The following is a 16,240-nucleotide window of genomic DNA, read 5'->3' on the forward strand; positions in this document are numbered from 1 at the left end:
GCCGGCCTGATCCTCGGTGGTTCGATCAGCCAGAGCAACTTCCTGGGTACCGGTAACAAGGTGTCCATCGGCCTGACCCGTTCGGAATACCAGACCCGCTACAACTTCGGCTTCGTGGACCCCTACTTCACCGCCGACGGTGTCAGCCTGGGTTACAACGCCTTCTACCGCAGCACCGACTACGACGACCTCGACGTCGATGTGGCCAGCTATGCGGTGGACAGCCTGGGTGCCGGCGTCAGCCTTGGCTACCCGATCAGCGAAACCTCGCGCCTGACCTACGGCCTGAGCGTGCAGCAGGACAAGATCAAGACCGGTAAGTACACCGTTGACGAGATCTTCGACTTCCTCGAACAGGAGGGCGAGAACTTCCTGAACTTCAAGGCCTCGATCGGCTGGTCCGAGTCGACCCTGAACAAAGGCGTGCTGGCCACCCGTGGTCACTCGCAAAGCCTGACCCTGGAATCCACCATTCCGGGCAGCGACCTGTCGTTCTTCAAGCTCGATTATCGTGGCCAGCTGTTCCAGCCGATCAACAACGACTACACCCTGCGCCTGCACACCGAGCTGGGCTATGGTGATGGTTATGGCAGCACTTCCGGCCTGCCGTTCTACGAGAACTACTTCGCAGGGGGGTTCAACTCTGTCCGTGGCTTCAAGGACAGCAGCCTGGGCCCGCGCAGTACGCCAAGTGACGGTACGCGAGAGGGCACCATCGCCGACCCGGATCAGGATCCGTTGCCGTTCGGCGGTAACGTGCTGGTGCAAGGTGGCGTCGAGTTGCTGTTCCCGCTGCCGTTCGTCAAGGACCAGCGTTCGCTGCGCACCTCCGTGTTCTGGGACGTGGGTAACGTGTTCGACACCAATTGCGGCAACAAGCCTGATTGCGAGAAAGTCGGCTTCTCGGGCATGGCCAGTTCGGTCGGCTTGGGTGTGACCTGGATTACCGCACTGGGCCCGTTGAGCTTCAGCCTGGCAATGCCGGTCAAAAAGCCGGACGATGCCGATACCCAGGTGTTCCAATTCTCTCTGGGCCAGACCTTCTAAGGTCGGCCCTTGCTTAACGACAACGGTTTATCCAGGAGTGCATCGTGCGTAAATTGGCTCAACTGGCCGTAGTGGCCGCGGCGCTGGTCGCCACCCCGGCATTCGCCGAAATGAAGGTTGCCGTGCTGAACTATCAGATGGCCCTGCTCGAATCGGATGCCGCCAAGAAATACGCGGTCGATGCCGAGAAGAAGTTCGGTCCGCAACTGACCAAGCTGAAAAGCCTGGAAAGCAGCGCCAAGGGCATCCAGGACCGTCTGATCAAGGGCGGCGACAAGATGCAGCAGCAGGAGCGTGAGCGCCTGGAGCTCGAGTTCAAGCAAAAGGCCCGTGACTTCCAGTTCCAGTCCAAAGAACTGAACGAAGCCAAAGCCGTTGCTGACCGCGACATGCTCAAGCAACTGAAGCCGAAGCTGGATGGTGCTGTCGAGGAAGTGATCAAGAAGGGCGGTTTTGACCTGGTCCTCGAGCGTGGTGCGGTCATCGATGTCAAACCTCAGTACGACATCACCCGCCAGGTCATCGAGCGCATGAACCAAGCCCGTTGATATGAGTGTGACCATGACGCTAGGCCAACTGGCCGAGGCCCTCGGTGCCACCCTCAAGGGGCCCGAGGCGTTGCAGATTACCGGGCTGGCCACCTTGCAGGAGGCAGGCCCCGGTCAATTGAGCTTCCTCGCCAACCCGCAGTACCGCAAGTACCTGGATAACTGCCAGGCAGGTGCGGTATTGCTCAAGGCTGCGGATGCCGAAAGTTTCGCTGGCAATGCCCTGATCGTGGCCGACCCGTACCAGGCGTATGCGCGTATTTCCCACCTGTTCGACCCCAAACCCAAGGCTGTGGCGGGAATCCATCCCAGCGCCGTGGTGGCTGGGGACGCGCAGGTGGACGCCAGCGCCAGCATCGGGCCGTTCGCGGTGATCGAAAGCGGTGCGCGCATCGAGGCTGATGTCTGCATCGGCGCCCATTGCTTCATCGGTGCGCGTTGCGTTGTAGGTGAAGGCGGCTGGCTGGCGCCGCGGGTGACGTTGTATCACGACGTCGTGATCGGCAAGCGCGTGGTCATCCAGTCGGGTGCTGTGATCGGCGGCGAAGGCTTCGGCTTTGCCAATGAGAAGGGTATCTGGCGCAAGATCGCCCAGATCGGCGGCGTCACCATTGGTGATGACGTGGAAATCGGCGTCAATACTGCCGTCGACCGTGGTGCGCTGTCCGACACGCGGATCGGCGACGGGGTCAAGCTCGACAACCAGATCCAGATCGCCCACAACGTGCAGATCGGTGACCACACGGCCATGGCCGCTTGTGTGGGCATTTCCGGCAGTACGCGCATCGGCAAGCATTGCATGCTGGCCGGGGGCGTGGGCCTGGTAGGGCACATTGATATTTGCGATAACGTATTTGTTTCAGGGATGACAATGGTAACCCGTTCGATCACTGAACCCGGTTCCTATTCATCCGGCACAGCCATGCAGCCTTTGGCTGACTGGCGCAAGAGCGCTGCGCGGATCCGCCAGCTGGATGACATGGCCAAGCGTCTTCAGCAGCTGGAAAAACGCGTCGATACCGTGACCTCAGGTGGCCTGCCGACATCAGAAGGCTGATACCATTCCCTGAGCAAGAGTGAACAGTCGCTAGCTGGCTCCTCTTTGGATTGCTAAAGGAGCGTGTGGTCAGCACCTGCGCTCCCTATTCTTATTACAGGCTTCCCCCCCGAAATGATGGACATCAACGAGATTCGCGAATACCTGCCTCACCGTTACCCGTTCCTGCTGGTGGACCGGGTGACGGATCTGGACTTCGAGGCCCAGAGCATTCGTGCCTACAAGAATGTCAGCATCAACGAGCCGTTCTTCAACGGCCATTTCCCGGCGCACCCGATCATGCCGGGCGTTTTGATCATTGAAGCCATGGCCCAGGCGGCCGGCATCCTCGGTTTCAAGATGCTCGATGCCAAGCCCGCTGATGGCACCCTGTACTACTTCGTTGGTTCTGACAAGCTGCGTTTCCGTCAGCCGGTACTGCCGGGTGACCAGTTGGTGCTGGAAGCCAAGTTCCTCAGCCGCAAGAGCATGATCTGGAAGTTTGAATGCCGCGCCCTGGTCGACGGCAAACCGGTTTGCTCGGCACAGATCACATGCGCGGAACGCTCCCTATGAATTCGATTGATCCTCGGGCCATTATCGACCCGTCGGCCAAGCTGGCCGATGGTGTCGAGGTCGGCCCTTGGTCGATCGTTGGCCCCGATGTGGAAATCGGGGAGGGTACCGTTATCGGCCCGCATGTTGTGCTCAAAGGGCCGACCCGCATCGGCAAGCACAACCGTATCTTTCAGTTTTCCTCCATTGGCGAAGATACCCCGGACCTCAAGTACAAGGGTGAGCCGACGCGCCTGGTGATCGGCGATCACAATGTGTTCCGCGAAGGGGTGACCATTCACCGCGGCACCGTTCAGGACCGTGCGGAAACCACCGTGGGCGACCACAACCTGATCATGGCCTATGCCCACATCGGCCACGACAGCGTCATTGGCAACCACTGCATCCTGGTCAACAACACGGCCTTGGCCGGCCACGTGCACGTAGGCGACTGGGCGATTCTGTCCGGCTATACCCTGGTGCATCAGTACTGCCATATCGGTGCCCACGCGTTTTCCGGCATGGGCACGGCGATCGGCAAGGACGTCCCGGCCTTCGTCACCGTGTTCGGCAGCCCGGCCGAAGCCCGCAGCATGAACTTCGAGGGCATGCGCCGCCGCGGTTTCAGCGACGAGGTGATCCACGTGCTGCGCCGTTGCTACAAGATTGTCTATCGTCAGGGCCTGACCGTCGAAGACGCGCTCAAGGAACTGGCCGAAATGGCGGCGAAGCACCCTGAGGTCGACCTGTTCCGTCAGTCGATCGTGAATTCCGCCCGCGGCATCACCCGCTGACATGGCCCCGCTTTGCGTAGCCTTGGTCGCAGGTGAGGCCAGCGGCGATATTCTTGGTTCAGGCTTGATGCGTGCCCTCAAGGCACGCCACCCCGATGTACGTTTCATTGGCGTTGGCGGCCCGTTGATGGAAGCCGAAGGCCTGCAATCGTACTTCCCCATGGAGCGCCTGGCGGTCATGGGCCTGGTCGAAGTGCTGGGGCGCCTGCGCGAGCTGCTCAAACGCCGCAAGCTGCTGATCCAGACACTGATCGACGAAAAGCCGGATGTTTTCATCGGCATCGACGCCCCCGACTTCACCCTCAACATTGAACTGAAACTGCGCCAGGTCGGAATCAAGACCGTGCACTACGTCAGCCCGTCGGTCTGGGCCTGGCGGCAGAAGCGCGTACTGAAGATTCGCGAAGGCTGCGACCTGATGCTGACGCTGCTGCCGTTCGAGGCGCGGTTCTATGAAGAGCAGGGAGTGCCGGTGCGCTTTGTCGGTCACCCGCTGGCCGACACCATACCGCTTGAAACCGACCGCCCGGCAGCACGTGCTGCACTGGGCCTGGGCGACGGGCCGGTGGTTGCACTGATGCCTGGCAGCCGGGGTGGCGAGGTAGGGCGCCTGGGGGCGTTGTTCCTCGACGCCGCCGAGCGCCTGCAGCAGCAGGTGCCAGGCGTGCACTTCGTGCTGCCCTGCGCCAACGCCGCGCGGCGTGCCCAGGTCGAACAGATGCTCGAAGGGCGCCAACTGCCACTGACCCTGCTCGATGGCCGGTCGCACCAGGCCCTGGCGGCCTGTGATGCAGTACTGATCGCCTCGGGCACAGCCACCCTCGAAGCGCTGCTGTACAAGCGGCCAATGGTGGTGGCCTACCGCCTTGCGCCCTTGACCTACTGGATCCTCAAGCGCCTGGTGAAGAGCCCTTACGTGTCCCTGCCAAACCTGCTCGCCCAGCGTGAACTGGTGCCCGAACTGTTGCAGGACGCCGCCACCAGCGAAGCCTTGGCCAACACCCTTGCACCGCTGGTGCGCGATGGCAGCCAGCAGACCGAACGTTTCGACGAAATTCACCGCACCCTGCGCCGTGACGCCTCCAACCAGGCGGCCGAGGCGGTACTGGCCTTGCTCAAGGACCGCTGACATGCAAATTGGACTGGACTTCAACCTGGTCGAGGACCTGGTCGCCGGCGTCGACGAAGTGGGCCGCGGGCCGCTGTGCGGGGCGGTGGTGACGGCGGCGGTGATCCTTGATCCGGCGCGCCCGATCCTCGGCCTGAACGATTCGAAGAAACTCACCGAAGCCAAGCGCGAGGCGTTGTTCGACGAGATCTGTGAAAAGGCCTTGAGCTTCTGCATCGCCCGCGCCGAGGTCGAGGAAATCGACCGCCTGAACATCCTGCAGGCCACGATGCTGGCCATGCAGCGTGCGGTGCAGGGCCTGCACATTACGCCGAAGCTGGCCCTGATCGATGGCAACCGCTGCCCGAAGCTGGCCGTGCCGGCGTCGCCGGTGATCAAAGGCGATAGCCAGGTGCCGGCTATTGCAGCTGCCTCGATCCTGGCCAAGGTAACCCGTGACCGTGAGATGAGCGCGTTCGAGCTGATCTACCCAGGGTATGGCATGGGTGGGCACAAAGGTTACCCGACCCCGGTGCACCTTGAGGCGCTCGCACGCCTGGGCCCTACGCCCATCCATCGGCGTTCCTTTGCCCCGGTGCGTGCGGCCTTGGAAGCACGCGAAGGCGTCACCGATTCCCTTATCTGACCTGCCAGGGCACTTCGCGGCCCTTTCGCTCTTGTAGGAGCAGCCTTGTGCTGCGAAAGCGCCAGTCAGGTAAATGAAGTTGCTGTGCCTGTACTGGCCCTTTCGCAGCACAAGGCTGCTCCTACAGGGAGGGTGCAAGCAGCCCCAAATCTCTTCCCCATTTAAGCTACAATCCCGCCCTTGTCGTTAAGCACTGCTACAGGATCTTCCATGTCGGTTCCCTTCGTTCACCTGCGCGTCCACTCCGAATTCTCGCTGGTCGACGGCCTGGTGCGGATCAAACCGCTGGCCAAGGCGCTGGCCGGGATGAACATGCCGGCGGTGGCGATCACCGACCAGAGCAACATGTGCTCGCTGGTGAAGTTCTACAAGGCTGCCATGGGCGCGGGCATCAAGCCGATCTGTGGTGCCGACCTGTGGCTGGCCGGTGCCGATCCGGAGGCGCCGCTGTCGCGCATCTGCTTCCTGGCCATGGATGCCAAGGGCTATCGCAACCTCACCGAGCTGATCTCGCGCGGCTGGACCGATGGCCAGCGCAACGGCTTGGTCATCCTCCAGCGTGAATGGATCGCCCCCGCCAGCGAGGGCCTGATTGCCCTGTCAGCGGGCAAGGAAGGCGATATCGGCATGGCCTTGTTGTCCGGCCGGGATGAAGAAGCCCAGGCCCTGCTGCAAGACTGGATGGGCATGTTCCCCGAGCGCTTCTACGTTGAAGTGCAGCGCACCAACCGCGCCCGCGATGAAGAATACGTGCACGCGGCGGTGGCCCTGGCCGACAAGCTTGGCGCCCCGCTGGTGGCCACCAACGACGTGCGTTTCATCAAGCAGGCGGACTTCGACGCCCACGAAACCCGCGTTTGCATTGGCGAGGGCTGGACCCTTGACGACCCGCGCCGCCCGCGTGGCTACAGTGACCAGCAGTACCTGAAATCGTCCGAGGAAATGGCCGAGCTGTTCAGCGACCTGCCCGACGCCATCGCCAACACCGTCGAGATCGCCAAGCGCTGCAACATCCAGGTTCAGCTGGGCAAGCACTTCCTGCCCGACTTCCCCACGCCGAACGGTATGGGCATTGACGACTACCTGCGGCTTGTGTCCCACGAAGGCCTGGAAGAGCGCCTGGCGGTGTTGTGGCCGAAAGACACCACACCCAATTACGAAGAGAAGCGCCAGGTCTACCTGGACCGCCTGAAGTTCGAGCTGGATATCATCATCCAGATGGGCTTCCCCGGTTACTTCCTGATCGTGATGGACTTCATCAAGTGGGCCAAGAACAACGGCGTGCCGGTCGGACCTGGCCGTGGTTCGGGCGCAGGCTCGCTGGTGGCCTACGTGCTGAAGATCACCGACCTCGACCCGCTGGCCTACGACTTGCTGTTCGAGCGCTTCCTCAACCCTGAACGGGTTTCCATGCCCGACTTCGACGTCGACTTCTGCATGGATGGCCGGGATCGGGTGATCGAATACGTGGCCGATGCCTACGGGCGCAATGCGGTCAGCCAGATCATCACCTTTGGTACCATGGCCGCCAAGGCGGTAGTGCGAGACGTGGCGCGGGTGCAGGGCAAGTCCTACGGCCTGGCCGACCGCCTGTCGAAGATGATCCCGTTCGAAGTGGGTATGACCCTGGAGAAGGCCTACGAGCAGGAAGAAATCCTGCGCGACTTCCTCAAGGGCGACGAGGATGCCCGCGAAATCTGGGATATGGCGCTGAAGCTGGAAGGCGTCACCCGGGGTACCGGCAAGCACGCCGGTGGTGTGGTTATCGCGCCGACCAAGCTCACCGACTTTTCGCCGATCGCCTGTGACGAAGAGGGCGGCGGCCTGGTAACCCAGTTCGACAAGGACGACGTCGAGGCCGCCGGCCTGGTCAAGTTCGACTTCCTCGGCCTGCGGACCCTGACCATCATCAAGTGGGCGATGGAGATCATCAACCGCGAGCAGGCCAAGAAAAACCTGCCAGATCTCAACATCGACTTCATCCCGCTGGATGACCGCAAGACTTACGAGCTGCTGCAAAAAGCCGAAACCACTGCGGTGTTCCAGCTTGAATCCCGTGGCATGAAGGAGCTGATCAAGAAACTCAAGCCCGACTGCCTCGAAGACCTTATCGCACTGGTGGCGCTGTTCCGCCCGGGCCCGCTGCAGTCGGGCATGGTGGACGACTTCATCAACCGCAAACACGGCCGCGCCGAGCTGGCCTACCCGCACCCCGATTACCAGTATGAAGGCCTGCAACCGGTGCTGGCGCCTACCTACGGCATCATCCTGTACCAGGAACAGGTGATGCAGATCGCCCAGGTGATGGCAGGCTACACCCTCGGTGGTGCAGATATGCTGCGTCGGGCTATGGGTAAGAAAAAACCCGAGGAAATGGCCAAGCAGCGTGGTGGCTTCATCGAAGGTTGCGCCAACAACGGCATCGATGCCGACCTGGCCGGTAACATCTTTGACCTGGTGGAAAAGTTTGCGGGTTATGGCTTCAACAAATCCCACTCCGCCGCCTATGGCCTGGTGTCCTACCAGACGGCCTGGCTGAAAACCCACTTCCCGGCGCCGTTCATGGCTGCCGTGCTGTCCGCGGACATGCACAACACCGACAAGGTGGTGGTGCTGGTCGAGGAGGTGCGCAGCATGAAGCTGCGCCTCGACGCGCCGGATGTGAACTTTTCCGACTTCAAGTTCACCGTCAACAACGATGGTCGTATCGTCTATGGCCTGGGCGCCATCAAGGGTGTCGGCGAAGGCCCGGTGGAAGCGATCGTCGAGGCGCGTGCCCAAGGCGGGCCGTTCAAGGACCTGTTCGACTTCTGCGAGCGCATCGACCTCAAGCGGGTCAACAAGCGCACCCTGGATGCGCTGGTGCGCAGTGGCGCACTGGACCGTCTTGGCCCGCACTTCCATGATGAGATCAAGGCCTACCAGGCCAACATCGACATCAACCGTGCAACCTTGCTCTCGGCCCTGGGTGAGGCCATCAAGGCTGCAGAGCAGGCGGCTCACACCGCTGACAGCGGCCATGTCGACCTGTTCGGCAGCATGTTCGACGAGGTGGAAGTCGACGTCTATGCCAACCACCGCAAGGTGCGCGAGCTGACCCTCAAAGAGCGCCTGAAGGGCGAGAAGGACACCCTTGGCCTGTACCTCACCGGCCACCCGATCGATGAGTACGAGGCCGAGATCCGCCGCTTCGCCCGCCAGCGCATCATCGACCTCAAGCCGTCGCGCGAAACCCAGACTGTCGCCGGCATGATCATTGCCCTGCGCGTAATGAAGAACAAGAAGGGCGACAAGATGGGCTTCGTCACCCTGGATGACCGCTCCGGGCGCATCGAGGCTTCGCTGTTCGCCGATTCCTTCATGGCGGCACAGTCCTTGCTGCAGGCCGATGCGATGGTGGTCGTCGAAGGCGAGGTCAGCAACGACGACTTCTCCGGCGGCCTGCGCCTGCGGGTAAAGCAGGTGATGACAATGGAAGACGCGCGCACCAAGCTGGCCGAGAGCCTGCGCCTGAAGGTGGCACACGAGGCGCTCAAGGGCGACCGGCTGAAGTGGCTGGGCGAACTGATCACCCGCCATCGCGGTGCTTGCCCGATCACCTTGGAGTACACCGGCAGCGACGCCAAGGCCATGCTGCAGTTCGGTGAGCAGTGGTCTATCGACCCGGCCGATGGGCTGATTCAGGCGCTGCGTGACCAGTTCGGGCGTGAGAACGTCTTCCTGCAATATCGTTGAATCGACAAAAAATTTAATCTCGACCTGAATGCGCCTGATCCCTTAAGGTAGGGCGCCAAACGGATCAACCGGCCGGCCGCCTGGCCGTAGACCCAAGACGGATGACTATGAACCCGAATTTTCTCGATTTCGAACAGCCGATTGCCGACCTGCAAGCCAAGATCGAAGGCCTGCGCCTGGTAGGTAACGACAACTCGCTGAACATCAGCGATGAAATTGCCCGTCTGCAAGACAAGAGCAACACACTGACCGAAAGCATCTTCGGCAACCTGACCAGCTGGCAGATCGCCCGCCTGGCACGTCACCCGCGTCGTCCTTACACACTGGACTACCTGGAGCACATCTTCACCGAGTTCGAAGAGCTGCACGGTGACCGCCACTTCTCCGACGACGCCGCCATCGTCGGTGGTACCGCGCGCCTGGATGGCAAGCCGGTCATGGTCATCGGCCACCAGAAGGGCCGTGAAGTGCGCGAGAAGGTACGCCGCAATTTCGGTATGCCGCGCCCTGAAGGCTACCGCAAGGCTTGCCGCCTGATGGAAATGGCCGAGCGCTTCAAGATGCCGATCCTGACCTTCATCGACACCCCGGGTGCCTATCCGGGTATCGATGCCGAAGAGCGCAACCAGAGCGAGGCAATCGCCTGGAACCTGCGCGTGATGGCGCGCCTGAAAACCCCGATCATTGCCACCGTGATCGGTGAGGGTGGTTCTGGCGGTGCACTGGCCATCGGCGTGTGCGACCAGCTGAACATGCTGCAATACTCCACCTACTCGGTGATCTCGCCGGAAGGCTGCGCGTCGATCCTGTGGAAGACTGCCGACAAGGCGGCCGACGCCGCTGAGGCCATGGGCATCACTGCCGAACGCCTGAAGAGCCTGAACATCGTCGACAAGGTCATCCAGGAGCCGTTGGGCGGCGCCCATCGTGATCCGGTGAAAGTGTCGGAAAGCATCCGTGCTGACCTGATCGAACAGCTGGACATGCTCGACAAGTTCGATAACGACGCGCTGCTGGCTCGCCGCTACGAGCGCCTGATGAGCTACGGCCTCTGACATACCACCGGGGCCGCTCTGCGGCCCATTCGCCGGAAAGCCAGGCTCCCACAAGGCTCACTGTGGGAGCCTGGCTTGCCGGCGAAAGAGGTGCAAAGCACCCCCGGCAATCTCAAGCCATGTGAGGCCCTCATGATCAACCTCACCCCCTGGCTGCAAGCCCCCACCTGGTGCATAGCCTTCTCCGGCGGCCTCGACTCCACCGTCCTCCTGCACCTGCTGGCCAACCACGTCCGCAACCACGCATCCCCCCCACTGCGCGCCCTCCATATCCACCACGGCCTGCAAGCCGCTGCCGACGCCTGGCCCGCCCATTGCAAAGCCGTCTGTGACAATCTCGGCATCGAACTCCAGGTCATCCACGTCCAGGTCAGCCCCGGCGCGAGCCTGGAACAGGCTGCCCGCGACGCTCGCTATGCCGCTTTCAAGCAGTCCCTCGGCCCTGGCGACATTCTGTTCACCGGGCAGCACCGCGACGACCAGGCCGAAACCCTGTTGTTCCGCCTGTTGCGCGGCGCCGGGTTGCGTGGCCTGGCGGCGATGCCCGGGCAGCGGGCGCTAGGGCAGGGCACCCTGGTCAGGCCGTTGCTGGGTTGTTCACGCCAGCAACTGCATGACTATGCCAAGGTGAATGGGCTTGCATGGATCGAAGACCCGTCAAACACCGACACACAATTTGCCCGCAACTACCTGCGCGGCGAAGTGTTTCCGCAGTTGCAACAACGTTGGCCACAGGCCAGCCAGAATCTCGCACGCGCCGCAGAGCACCTGGGTGAAGCCCTGGGCCTGCTGGATGAACTGGCCCAGGGCGACCTGGCGCCTGCGCAGGAGGGGTCGTCCGTCGCCTGGTCGGGCCTGGACTCCCTTGACCTGGCCACGCTCACGGCGCTGTCGCCAGCCCGTCAGCGCAATGCCTTGCAATACTGGCTGAGCCGGCGCACCCGTCTGCCCGACACTCGGCATTGGGCCGGCTGGGCAGACCTGCGCGATGCTGCCGCCGATGCCCGGCCGGTCTGGCGGCTTGCCGATGGGCAGCTGCTGCGCAGCGATGGCCGCATCTGGTGGCTGAGCGGCGACTGGCTGCAACAGCCTGTCGGAGAAATGGCCTGGCCGAATTCAACGTTGCCCTTGGTACTGCCAGGTAACGGCAGGGTGCGTCTTGATGTCGCCGTGCCAATGGCTGGTCTGCGCATTGCCTACCGGCAGGGCGGCGAAATGCTGGAGGTTCCCGGCCGCGGCCGGCGCGATCTCAAGCGTCTGCTCAATGAGCAGCGGGTGCCGTATTTCCTGCGTCCGCGCCTGCCGTTGCTGTACCGGGGTGAGCGCCTGCTGGCGGTGGCCAACCTGCCTGGGCTGGTGCAGGCGGATTGCCAGCTGCATTGGCAGTTGCCGACGAGCGCGCAAGGTTTGAGATGAAGGGTACATTCCGGTAGACTACCCTCCCTTCTTGATACAACTTCTGTGGCTTCCGCGAAAACACAGGGGTTGCCGGTTACCAAGCAGTTTTTTGCTGGGCTGATTCTGAAAATGACGAGCGAGCTCCATGCCGGGGATACCCCTGGTCTGTACAGACGCGACAGTTTTTCGAGATGCACTGTGACTGACGCAGGTGATCGGGGGCTTCGGCCTTCCTTCGCTTTCTCCGGCGGCGCTGGCCGCCTTAACGCAGACTTCTAGGGTTTTTCATGACGCGCTACATATTCGTCACGGGCGGTGTTGTTTCTTCATTGGGGAAAGGCATTGCCTCGGCTTCCCTGGCGGCCATCCTGGAAGCGCGGGGCCTGAAGGTCACCATGCTCAAGCTGGATCCGTACATCAACGTCGATCCGGGCACCATGAGCCCGTTCCAGCACGGTGAAGTGTTCGTCACCCACGATGGCGCCGAGACTGACCTCGATCTGGGCCACTACGAGCGGTTCATCCGCACCACCATGACCCAGAACAACAACTTCACCACGGGTCGAATTTACGAGCATGTGCTGCGTAAAGAGCGTCGTGGTGACTACCTGGGCGCGACCATCCAGGTCATCCCGCACATCACCGACGAGATCAAGCGTCGCATCATCAAGGGCGCCGGCGATGCCGACGTGGCCCTGGTGGAAATCGGCGGTACCGTGGGTGACATCGAGTCGCAGCCGTTCCTCGAGGCCATTCGCCAGCTGCGCGTCGAGGTGGGCTCCAAGCGCGCCATGCTGATGCACCTGACCCTGGTCCCGTACATCGCCACCGCTGGCGAAACCAAGACCAAGCCGACCCAGCACTCGGTCAAGGAGCTGCGCTCCATCGGCCTGCAGCCTGACGTGCTGATCTGCCGCTCCGACCACCCGGTCGATGCTTCGTCGCGTCGCAAGATCGCGCTGTTCACCAACGTTGAAGAGCGTGCGGTGATTTCGCTGGAAGACGTCGACACCATCTACAAGATCCCGGGCGTGCTGCATGCACAGGGCCTGGACGACTTCGTCGTCGAGCGTTTCGGCCTGCAGTGCAATGGCGCCGACCTGTCCGAGTGGGACAAAGTGGTCGATGCCAAGCTCAACCCTGAGCACGAAGTGACCATCGCCATGGTCGGCAAGTACATGGAGCTGCTGGATGCGTACAAGTCGCTGATCGAAGCGATGAGCCACGCCGGCATCACCAACCGCACCAAGGTCAACCTGCGCTACATCGACTCGGAAGACATCGAGAACCAGGGCACCAGCCTGCTCGAAGGCGCCGACGCCATTCTGGTGCCGGGCGGTTTCGGCCTGCGCGGCGTGGAAGGCAAGATCACCGCGGTGCAATACGCCCGTGAGAACAAGGTACCGTACCTGGGCATCTGCCTGGGCATGCAGGTGGCCGTGATCGAGTTCGCCCGTAACGTGATGGGCTGGAAAGACGCCAATTCCACCGAGTTCGACCGCAACAGCGGCCACCCGGTCGTCGGCCTGATCACCGAGTGGGCTGATGCCACCGGTGCCGTCGAGACCCGTACCGAGGCTTCCGACCTTGGCGGCACCATGCGCCTGGGCGCACAGGACTGCCAGCTGGCTGCCGGTTCCAAGGTGCACGACTGCTACAACAAGGACGTGATCACCGAGCGTCACCGTCACCGCTACGAAGTGAACAACAACCTGCTGCCGCAACTGGTCGATGCCGGCCTGGTGGTTTCCGGCCGTTCCGAAGACGGCGCGCTGGTGGAAGTGGTCGAGTCCAAGGACCACCCATGGTTCGTTGCCTGCCAGTTCCACCCGGAATTCACCTCCACCCCGCGTGACGGCCACCCGCTGTTCAGTGGTTTCGTCAAGGCAGCCCTGGCTCAGAAGAACAAGGCCTGATCAATGACCCAGAAGATCATTCGCGTCGGTAACATCGAGATCGCCAACGACAAGCCGTTCGTCCTGTTCGGCGGGATGAACGTCCTGGAGTCCCGTGACCTGGCAATGAAGGTCTGCGAAGAGTACGTGCGGGTGACCGAGAAGCTCGGTATCCCGTACGTGTTCAAGGCCAGCTTCGACAAGGCCAACCGTTCGTCGGTGACGTCCTACCGTGGTCCGGGCATGGAAGAAGGGCTGAAGATCTTCGAAGAGATCAAGCGCACCTTCAACGTGCCGGTGATCACCGACGTGCACGAGCCTTACCAGGCCGAGCCCGTCGCCAAGGTGTGCGACATCATCCAGCTGCCGGCCTTCCTGTCGCGGCAGACCGACCTGGTGGTGGCCATGGCCAAGACCGGCGCGGTGATCAACATCAAGAAGGCCCAGTTCCTCGCACCCCAGGAAATGAAACACATCCTGGCCAAGTGCGCTGAGGCCGGTAACGACCAGTTGATCCTCTGCGAGCGTGGTTCGAGCTTCGGCTACAACAACCTTGTAGTGGACATGCTCGGCTTCGGCATCATGAAGCAGTTCGAGTACCCGGTGTTCTTCGACGTGACCCACGCCCTGCAGATGCCGGGTGGTCGCAGCGATTCCGCCGGTGGCCGCCGCGCCCAGGTCACCGACCTGGCCAAGGCCGGCATGAGCCAGGGCCTGGCCGGCCTGTTCCTCGAAGCCCACCCCGACCCGGACAACGCCAAGTGCGATGGCCCATGCGCCCTGCGCCTGGACAAACTGGAGCCATTCCTGGCCCAGCTCAAGCAACTGGACGACCTGGTGAAAAGTTTTCCGACGGTAGAAACCGCGTAAAGCTCATTTCTCGGGTAAAGTACCGCCCGATCCACCCCTGACCAATCGGTCAGGGGCTCCCTTCACCCGGCCTGCCCACTGCAAAGTCCGCCTGGTGAACGGCAAGAATTTCTTAAGCTAGGTTGTTTTCGTCAATTCTGGAGTGCTTACAACAATGGCAAAAATCGTCGACATCAAAGGTCGTGAAGTTCTCGATTCGCGTGGCAACCCCACCGTGGAAGCCGATGTACTGCTCGACAACGGCATCATCGGCAGCGCTTGCGCGCCGTCCGGTGCTTCCACCGGCTCGCGCGAAGCGCTGGAGCTGCGTGATGGCGACAAGAGCCGTTACCTGGGCAAGGGCGTGCTGAAAGCCGTCGGCAACATCAACGGCCCGATCCGTGAGCTGCTGCTGGGCAAGGACCCTTCCGACCAGAAGGCCCTGGACCGCGCCATGATCGAACTGGACGGTACCGAGAACAAGGCCAAGCTGGGCGCCAACGCCATCCTGGCTGTTTCCCTGGCTGCCGCCAAGGCCGCTGCCCAGGACCAGGACCTGCCGCTGTACGCGCACATCGCCAACCTGAACGGTACCCCGGGCCAGTACTCGATGCCGGTACCGATGATGAACATCATCAACGGTGGCGAGCACGCCGACAACAACGTCGACATCCAGGAGTTCATGGTTCAGCCGGTTGGCGCCAAGACCTTCTCCGACGGCCTGCGCATGGGCACCGAAATCTTCCACCACCTCAAAGCCGTGCTGAAGGCCCGTGGCCTGAACACCGCCGTGGGTGACGAAGGTGGCTTCGCGCCTAACCTGGCTTCCAACGAAGACGCCCTGGCTGCCATCGCCGAAGCGGTCGAAAAAGCCGGCTACAAGCTGGGCACCGACGTGACCCTGGCACTGGACTGCGCGGCTTCCGAATTCTACGAAGACGGCAAGTACAACCTGTCCGGCGAAGGCAAATCGTTCGACGCCGAAGGCTTCGCCGAGTACCTGAAAGGCCTGACCGAGCGCTTCCCGATCATCTCGATCGAAGACGGCCTGGACGAGTCCGACTGGGCTGGCTGGAAGATCCTCACCGACAAGATCGGCGAGAAGGTACAGCTGGTTGGCGACGACCTGTTCGTGACCAACACCAAGATCCTCAAGGAAGGCATCGAGAAGGGCATCGGTAACTCGATCCTGATCAAGTTCAACCAGATCGGCTCGCTGACCGAAACCCTGGAAGCCATCCAGATGGCCAAGGCTGCCGGCTACACCGCGGTGATTTCGCACCGTTCCGGTGAAACCGAAGACTCGACCATTGCCGACCTGGCCGTGGGTACTGCTGCCGGCCAGATCAAGACCGGTTCGCTGTGCCGTTCCGACCGCGTTTCCAAGTACAACCAACTGCTGCGCATCGAAGAGCAACTGGGTGCCAAAGCGGTTTACCGTGGTCGTGCCGAGTTTCGCGGCTAAGCAAGAGATGGTAAAAAGACAGCAGCCGGAGCTGTAGGACGTTCGTGCTGAACGTTACTGCGTTCCAACGGGTTTCTGTCTACGAAGCCTGGCCTCGGCCAGGCTTCGT

General features: G+C 62.0%; 13 protein-coding genes. All 13 read left to right on the plus strand.

The window, feature by feature from the left end:
* On the plus strand, window positions 1-1,047 hold a 1,047-nt coding region (bamA, locus tag SB756_RS26945; RefSeq protein WP_410912602.1), incomplete at its 5' end, for an outer membrane protein assembly factor BamA.
* A gap of 44 nt (window positions 1,048-1,091) precedes the next feature.
* Complete coding sequence (locus SB756_RS26950; RefSeq protein WP_012270843.1) at window positions 1,092-1,595, plus strand: OmpH family outer membrane protein; 504 nt, start codon at window positions 1,092-1,094, stop codon at window positions 1,593-1,595.
* 1 nt (window position 1,596) lies between these two features.
* A complete protein-coding gene (gene lpxD, locus SB756_RS26955; protein WP_341797766.1) occupies window positions 1,597-2,652 on the plus strand; it encodes a UDP-3-O-(3-hydroxymyristoyl)glucosamine N-acyltransferase in 1,056 nt (351 codons plus the stop codon).
* 114 nt (window positions 2,653-2,766) lie between these two features.
* Window positions 2,767-3,207, plus strand: coding sequence for a 3-hydroxyacyl-ACP dehydratase FabZ (fabZ, locus tag SB756_RS26960; RefSeq protein ID WP_008094893.1), 441 nt, complete (start codon window positions 2,767-2,769; stop codon window positions 3,205-3,207).
* A complete protein-coding gene (gene lpxA / locus SB756_RS26965) occupies window positions 3,204-3,980 on the plus strand; it encodes an acyl-ACP--UDP-N-acetylglucosamine O-acyltransferase (protein ID WP_019473001.1) in 777 nt (258 codons plus the stop codon). The genes fabZ and lpxA overlap by 4 nt, the downstream gene beginning before the upstream one ends.
* A gap of 1 nt (window position 3,981) precedes the next feature.
* Window positions 3,982-5,109, plus strand: a complete 1,128-nt coding sequence (gene lpxB / locus SB756_RS26970) for a lipid-A-disaccharide synthase (protein WP_341797767.1) — start codon at window positions 3,982-3,984, stop codon at window positions 5,107-5,109.
* Between the two features lies 1 nt (window position 5,110).
* On the plus strand, window positions 5,111-5,734 hold the full coding sequence (rnhB, locus tag SB756_RS26975; RefSeq protein ID WP_341797768.1) for a ribonuclease HII: 624 nt from the start codon (window positions 5,111-5,113) through the stop codon (window positions 5,732-5,734).
* A 210-nt stretch (window positions 5,735-5,944) separates the two neighbouring features.
* Window positions 5,945-9,469 carry a DNA polymerase III subunit alpha gene (dnaE, locus tag SB756_RS26980; RefSeq protein ID WP_341797769.1) on the plus strand — a complete coding sequence of 1,175 codons (3,525 nt, stop codon included), beginning with the start codon at window positions 5,945-5,947 and terminating at the stop codon, window positions 9,467-9,469.
* Window positions 9,470-9,576: 107 nt separating this feature from the next.
* Window positions 9,577-10,524: an acetyl-CoA carboxylase carboxyl transferase subunit alpha gene (accA, locus tag SB756_RS26985; RefSeq protein WP_410912605.1), complete on the plus strand. Its 948-nt coding sequence runs from the start codon at window positions 9,577-9,579 to the stop codon at window positions 10,522-10,524.
* Between the two features lie 132 nt (window positions 10,525-10,656).
* Window positions 10,657-11,940, plus strand: a complete 1,284-nt coding sequence (tilS, locus tag SB756_RS26990; protein ID WP_410912607.1) for a tRNA lysidine(34) synthetase TilS — start codon at window positions 10,657-10,659, stop codon at window positions 11,938-11,940.
* Window positions 11,941-12,209: 269 nt separating this feature from the next.
* Window positions 12,210-13,838: a CTP synthase gene (locus SB756_RS26995; RefSeq protein WP_016501153.1), complete on the plus strand. Its 1,629-nt coding sequence runs from the start codon at window positions 12,210-12,212 to the stop codon at window positions 13,836-13,838.
* 3 nt (window positions 13,839-13,841) lie between these two features.
* Window positions 13,842-14,687: a 3-deoxy-8-phosphooctulonate synthase gene (kdsA, locus tag SB756_RS27000; protein WP_016501152.1), complete on the plus strand. Its 846-nt coding sequence runs from the start codon at window positions 13,842-13,844 to the stop codon at window positions 14,685-14,687.
* A gap of 154 nt (window positions 14,688-14,841) precedes the next feature.
* The gene (gene eno / locus SB756_RS27005; protein WP_016501151.1) at window positions 14,842-16,131 is read left to right on the plus strand and encodes a phosphopyruvate hydratase; all 1,290 of its coding nucleotides are present in this window, start codon (window positions 14,842-14,844) and stop codon (window positions 16,129-16,131) included.
* Window positions 16,132-16,240: the final 109 nt, after the last annotated feature.

It is taken from the genome of Pseudomonas sp. SIMBA_068 (assembly GCF_046534705.1).
GTDB classification, from domain to species: domain Bacteria; phylum Pseudomonadota; class Gammaproteobacteria; order Pseudomonadales; family Pseudomonadaceae; genus Aquipseudomonas; species Aquipseudomonas putida.

What these genes read in the sequence shown, in the direction of transcription:
- tilS (WP_410912607.1), top strand. Translation starts at nt 10,657, where the DNA reads ATGATCAACCTCACCCCCTGGCTGCAAGCCCCCACCTGGTGCATAGCC.
- rnhB (WP_341797768.1), top strand. Translation starts at nt 5,111, where the DNA reads ATGCAAATTGGACTGGACTTCAACCTGGTCGAGGACCTGGTCGCCGGC.
- SB756_RS26995 (WP_016501153.1), top strand. Translation starts at nt 12,210, where the DNA reads ATGACGCGCTACATATTCGTCACGGGCGGTGTTGTTTCTTCATTGGGG.
- lpxB (WP_341797767.1), top strand. Translation starts at nt 3,982, where the DNA reads ATGGCCCCGCTTTGCGTAGCCTTGGTCGCAGGTGAGGCCAGCGGCGAT.
- kdsA (WP_016501152.1), top strand. Translation starts at nt 13,842, where the DNA reads ATGACCCAGAAGATCATTCGCGTCGGTAACATCGAGATCGCCAACGAC.
- lpxA (WP_019473001.1), top strand. Translation starts at nt 3,204, where the DNA reads ATGAATTCGATTGATCCTCGGGCCATTATCGACCCGTCGGCCAAGCTG.
- lpxD (WP_341797766.1), top strand. Translation starts at nt 1,597, where the DNA reads ATGAGTGTGACCATGACGCTAGGCCAACTGGCCGAGGCCCTCGGTGCC.
- accA (WP_410912605.1), top strand. Translation starts at nt 9,577, where the DNA reads ATGAACCCGAATTTTCTCGATTTCGAACAGCCGATTGCCGACCTGCAA.
- fabZ (WP_008094893.1), top strand. Translation starts at nt 2,767, where the DNA reads ATGATGGACATCAACGAGATTCGCGAATACCTGCCTCACCGTTACCCG.
- dnaE (WP_341797769.1), top strand. Translation starts at nt 5,945, where the DNA reads ATGTCGGTTCCCTTCGTTCACCTGCGCGTCCACTCCGAATTCTCGCTG.
- eno (WP_016501151.1), top strand. Translation starts at nt 14,842, where the DNA reads ATGGCAAAAATCGTCGACATCAAAGGTCGTGAAGTTCTCGATTCGCGT.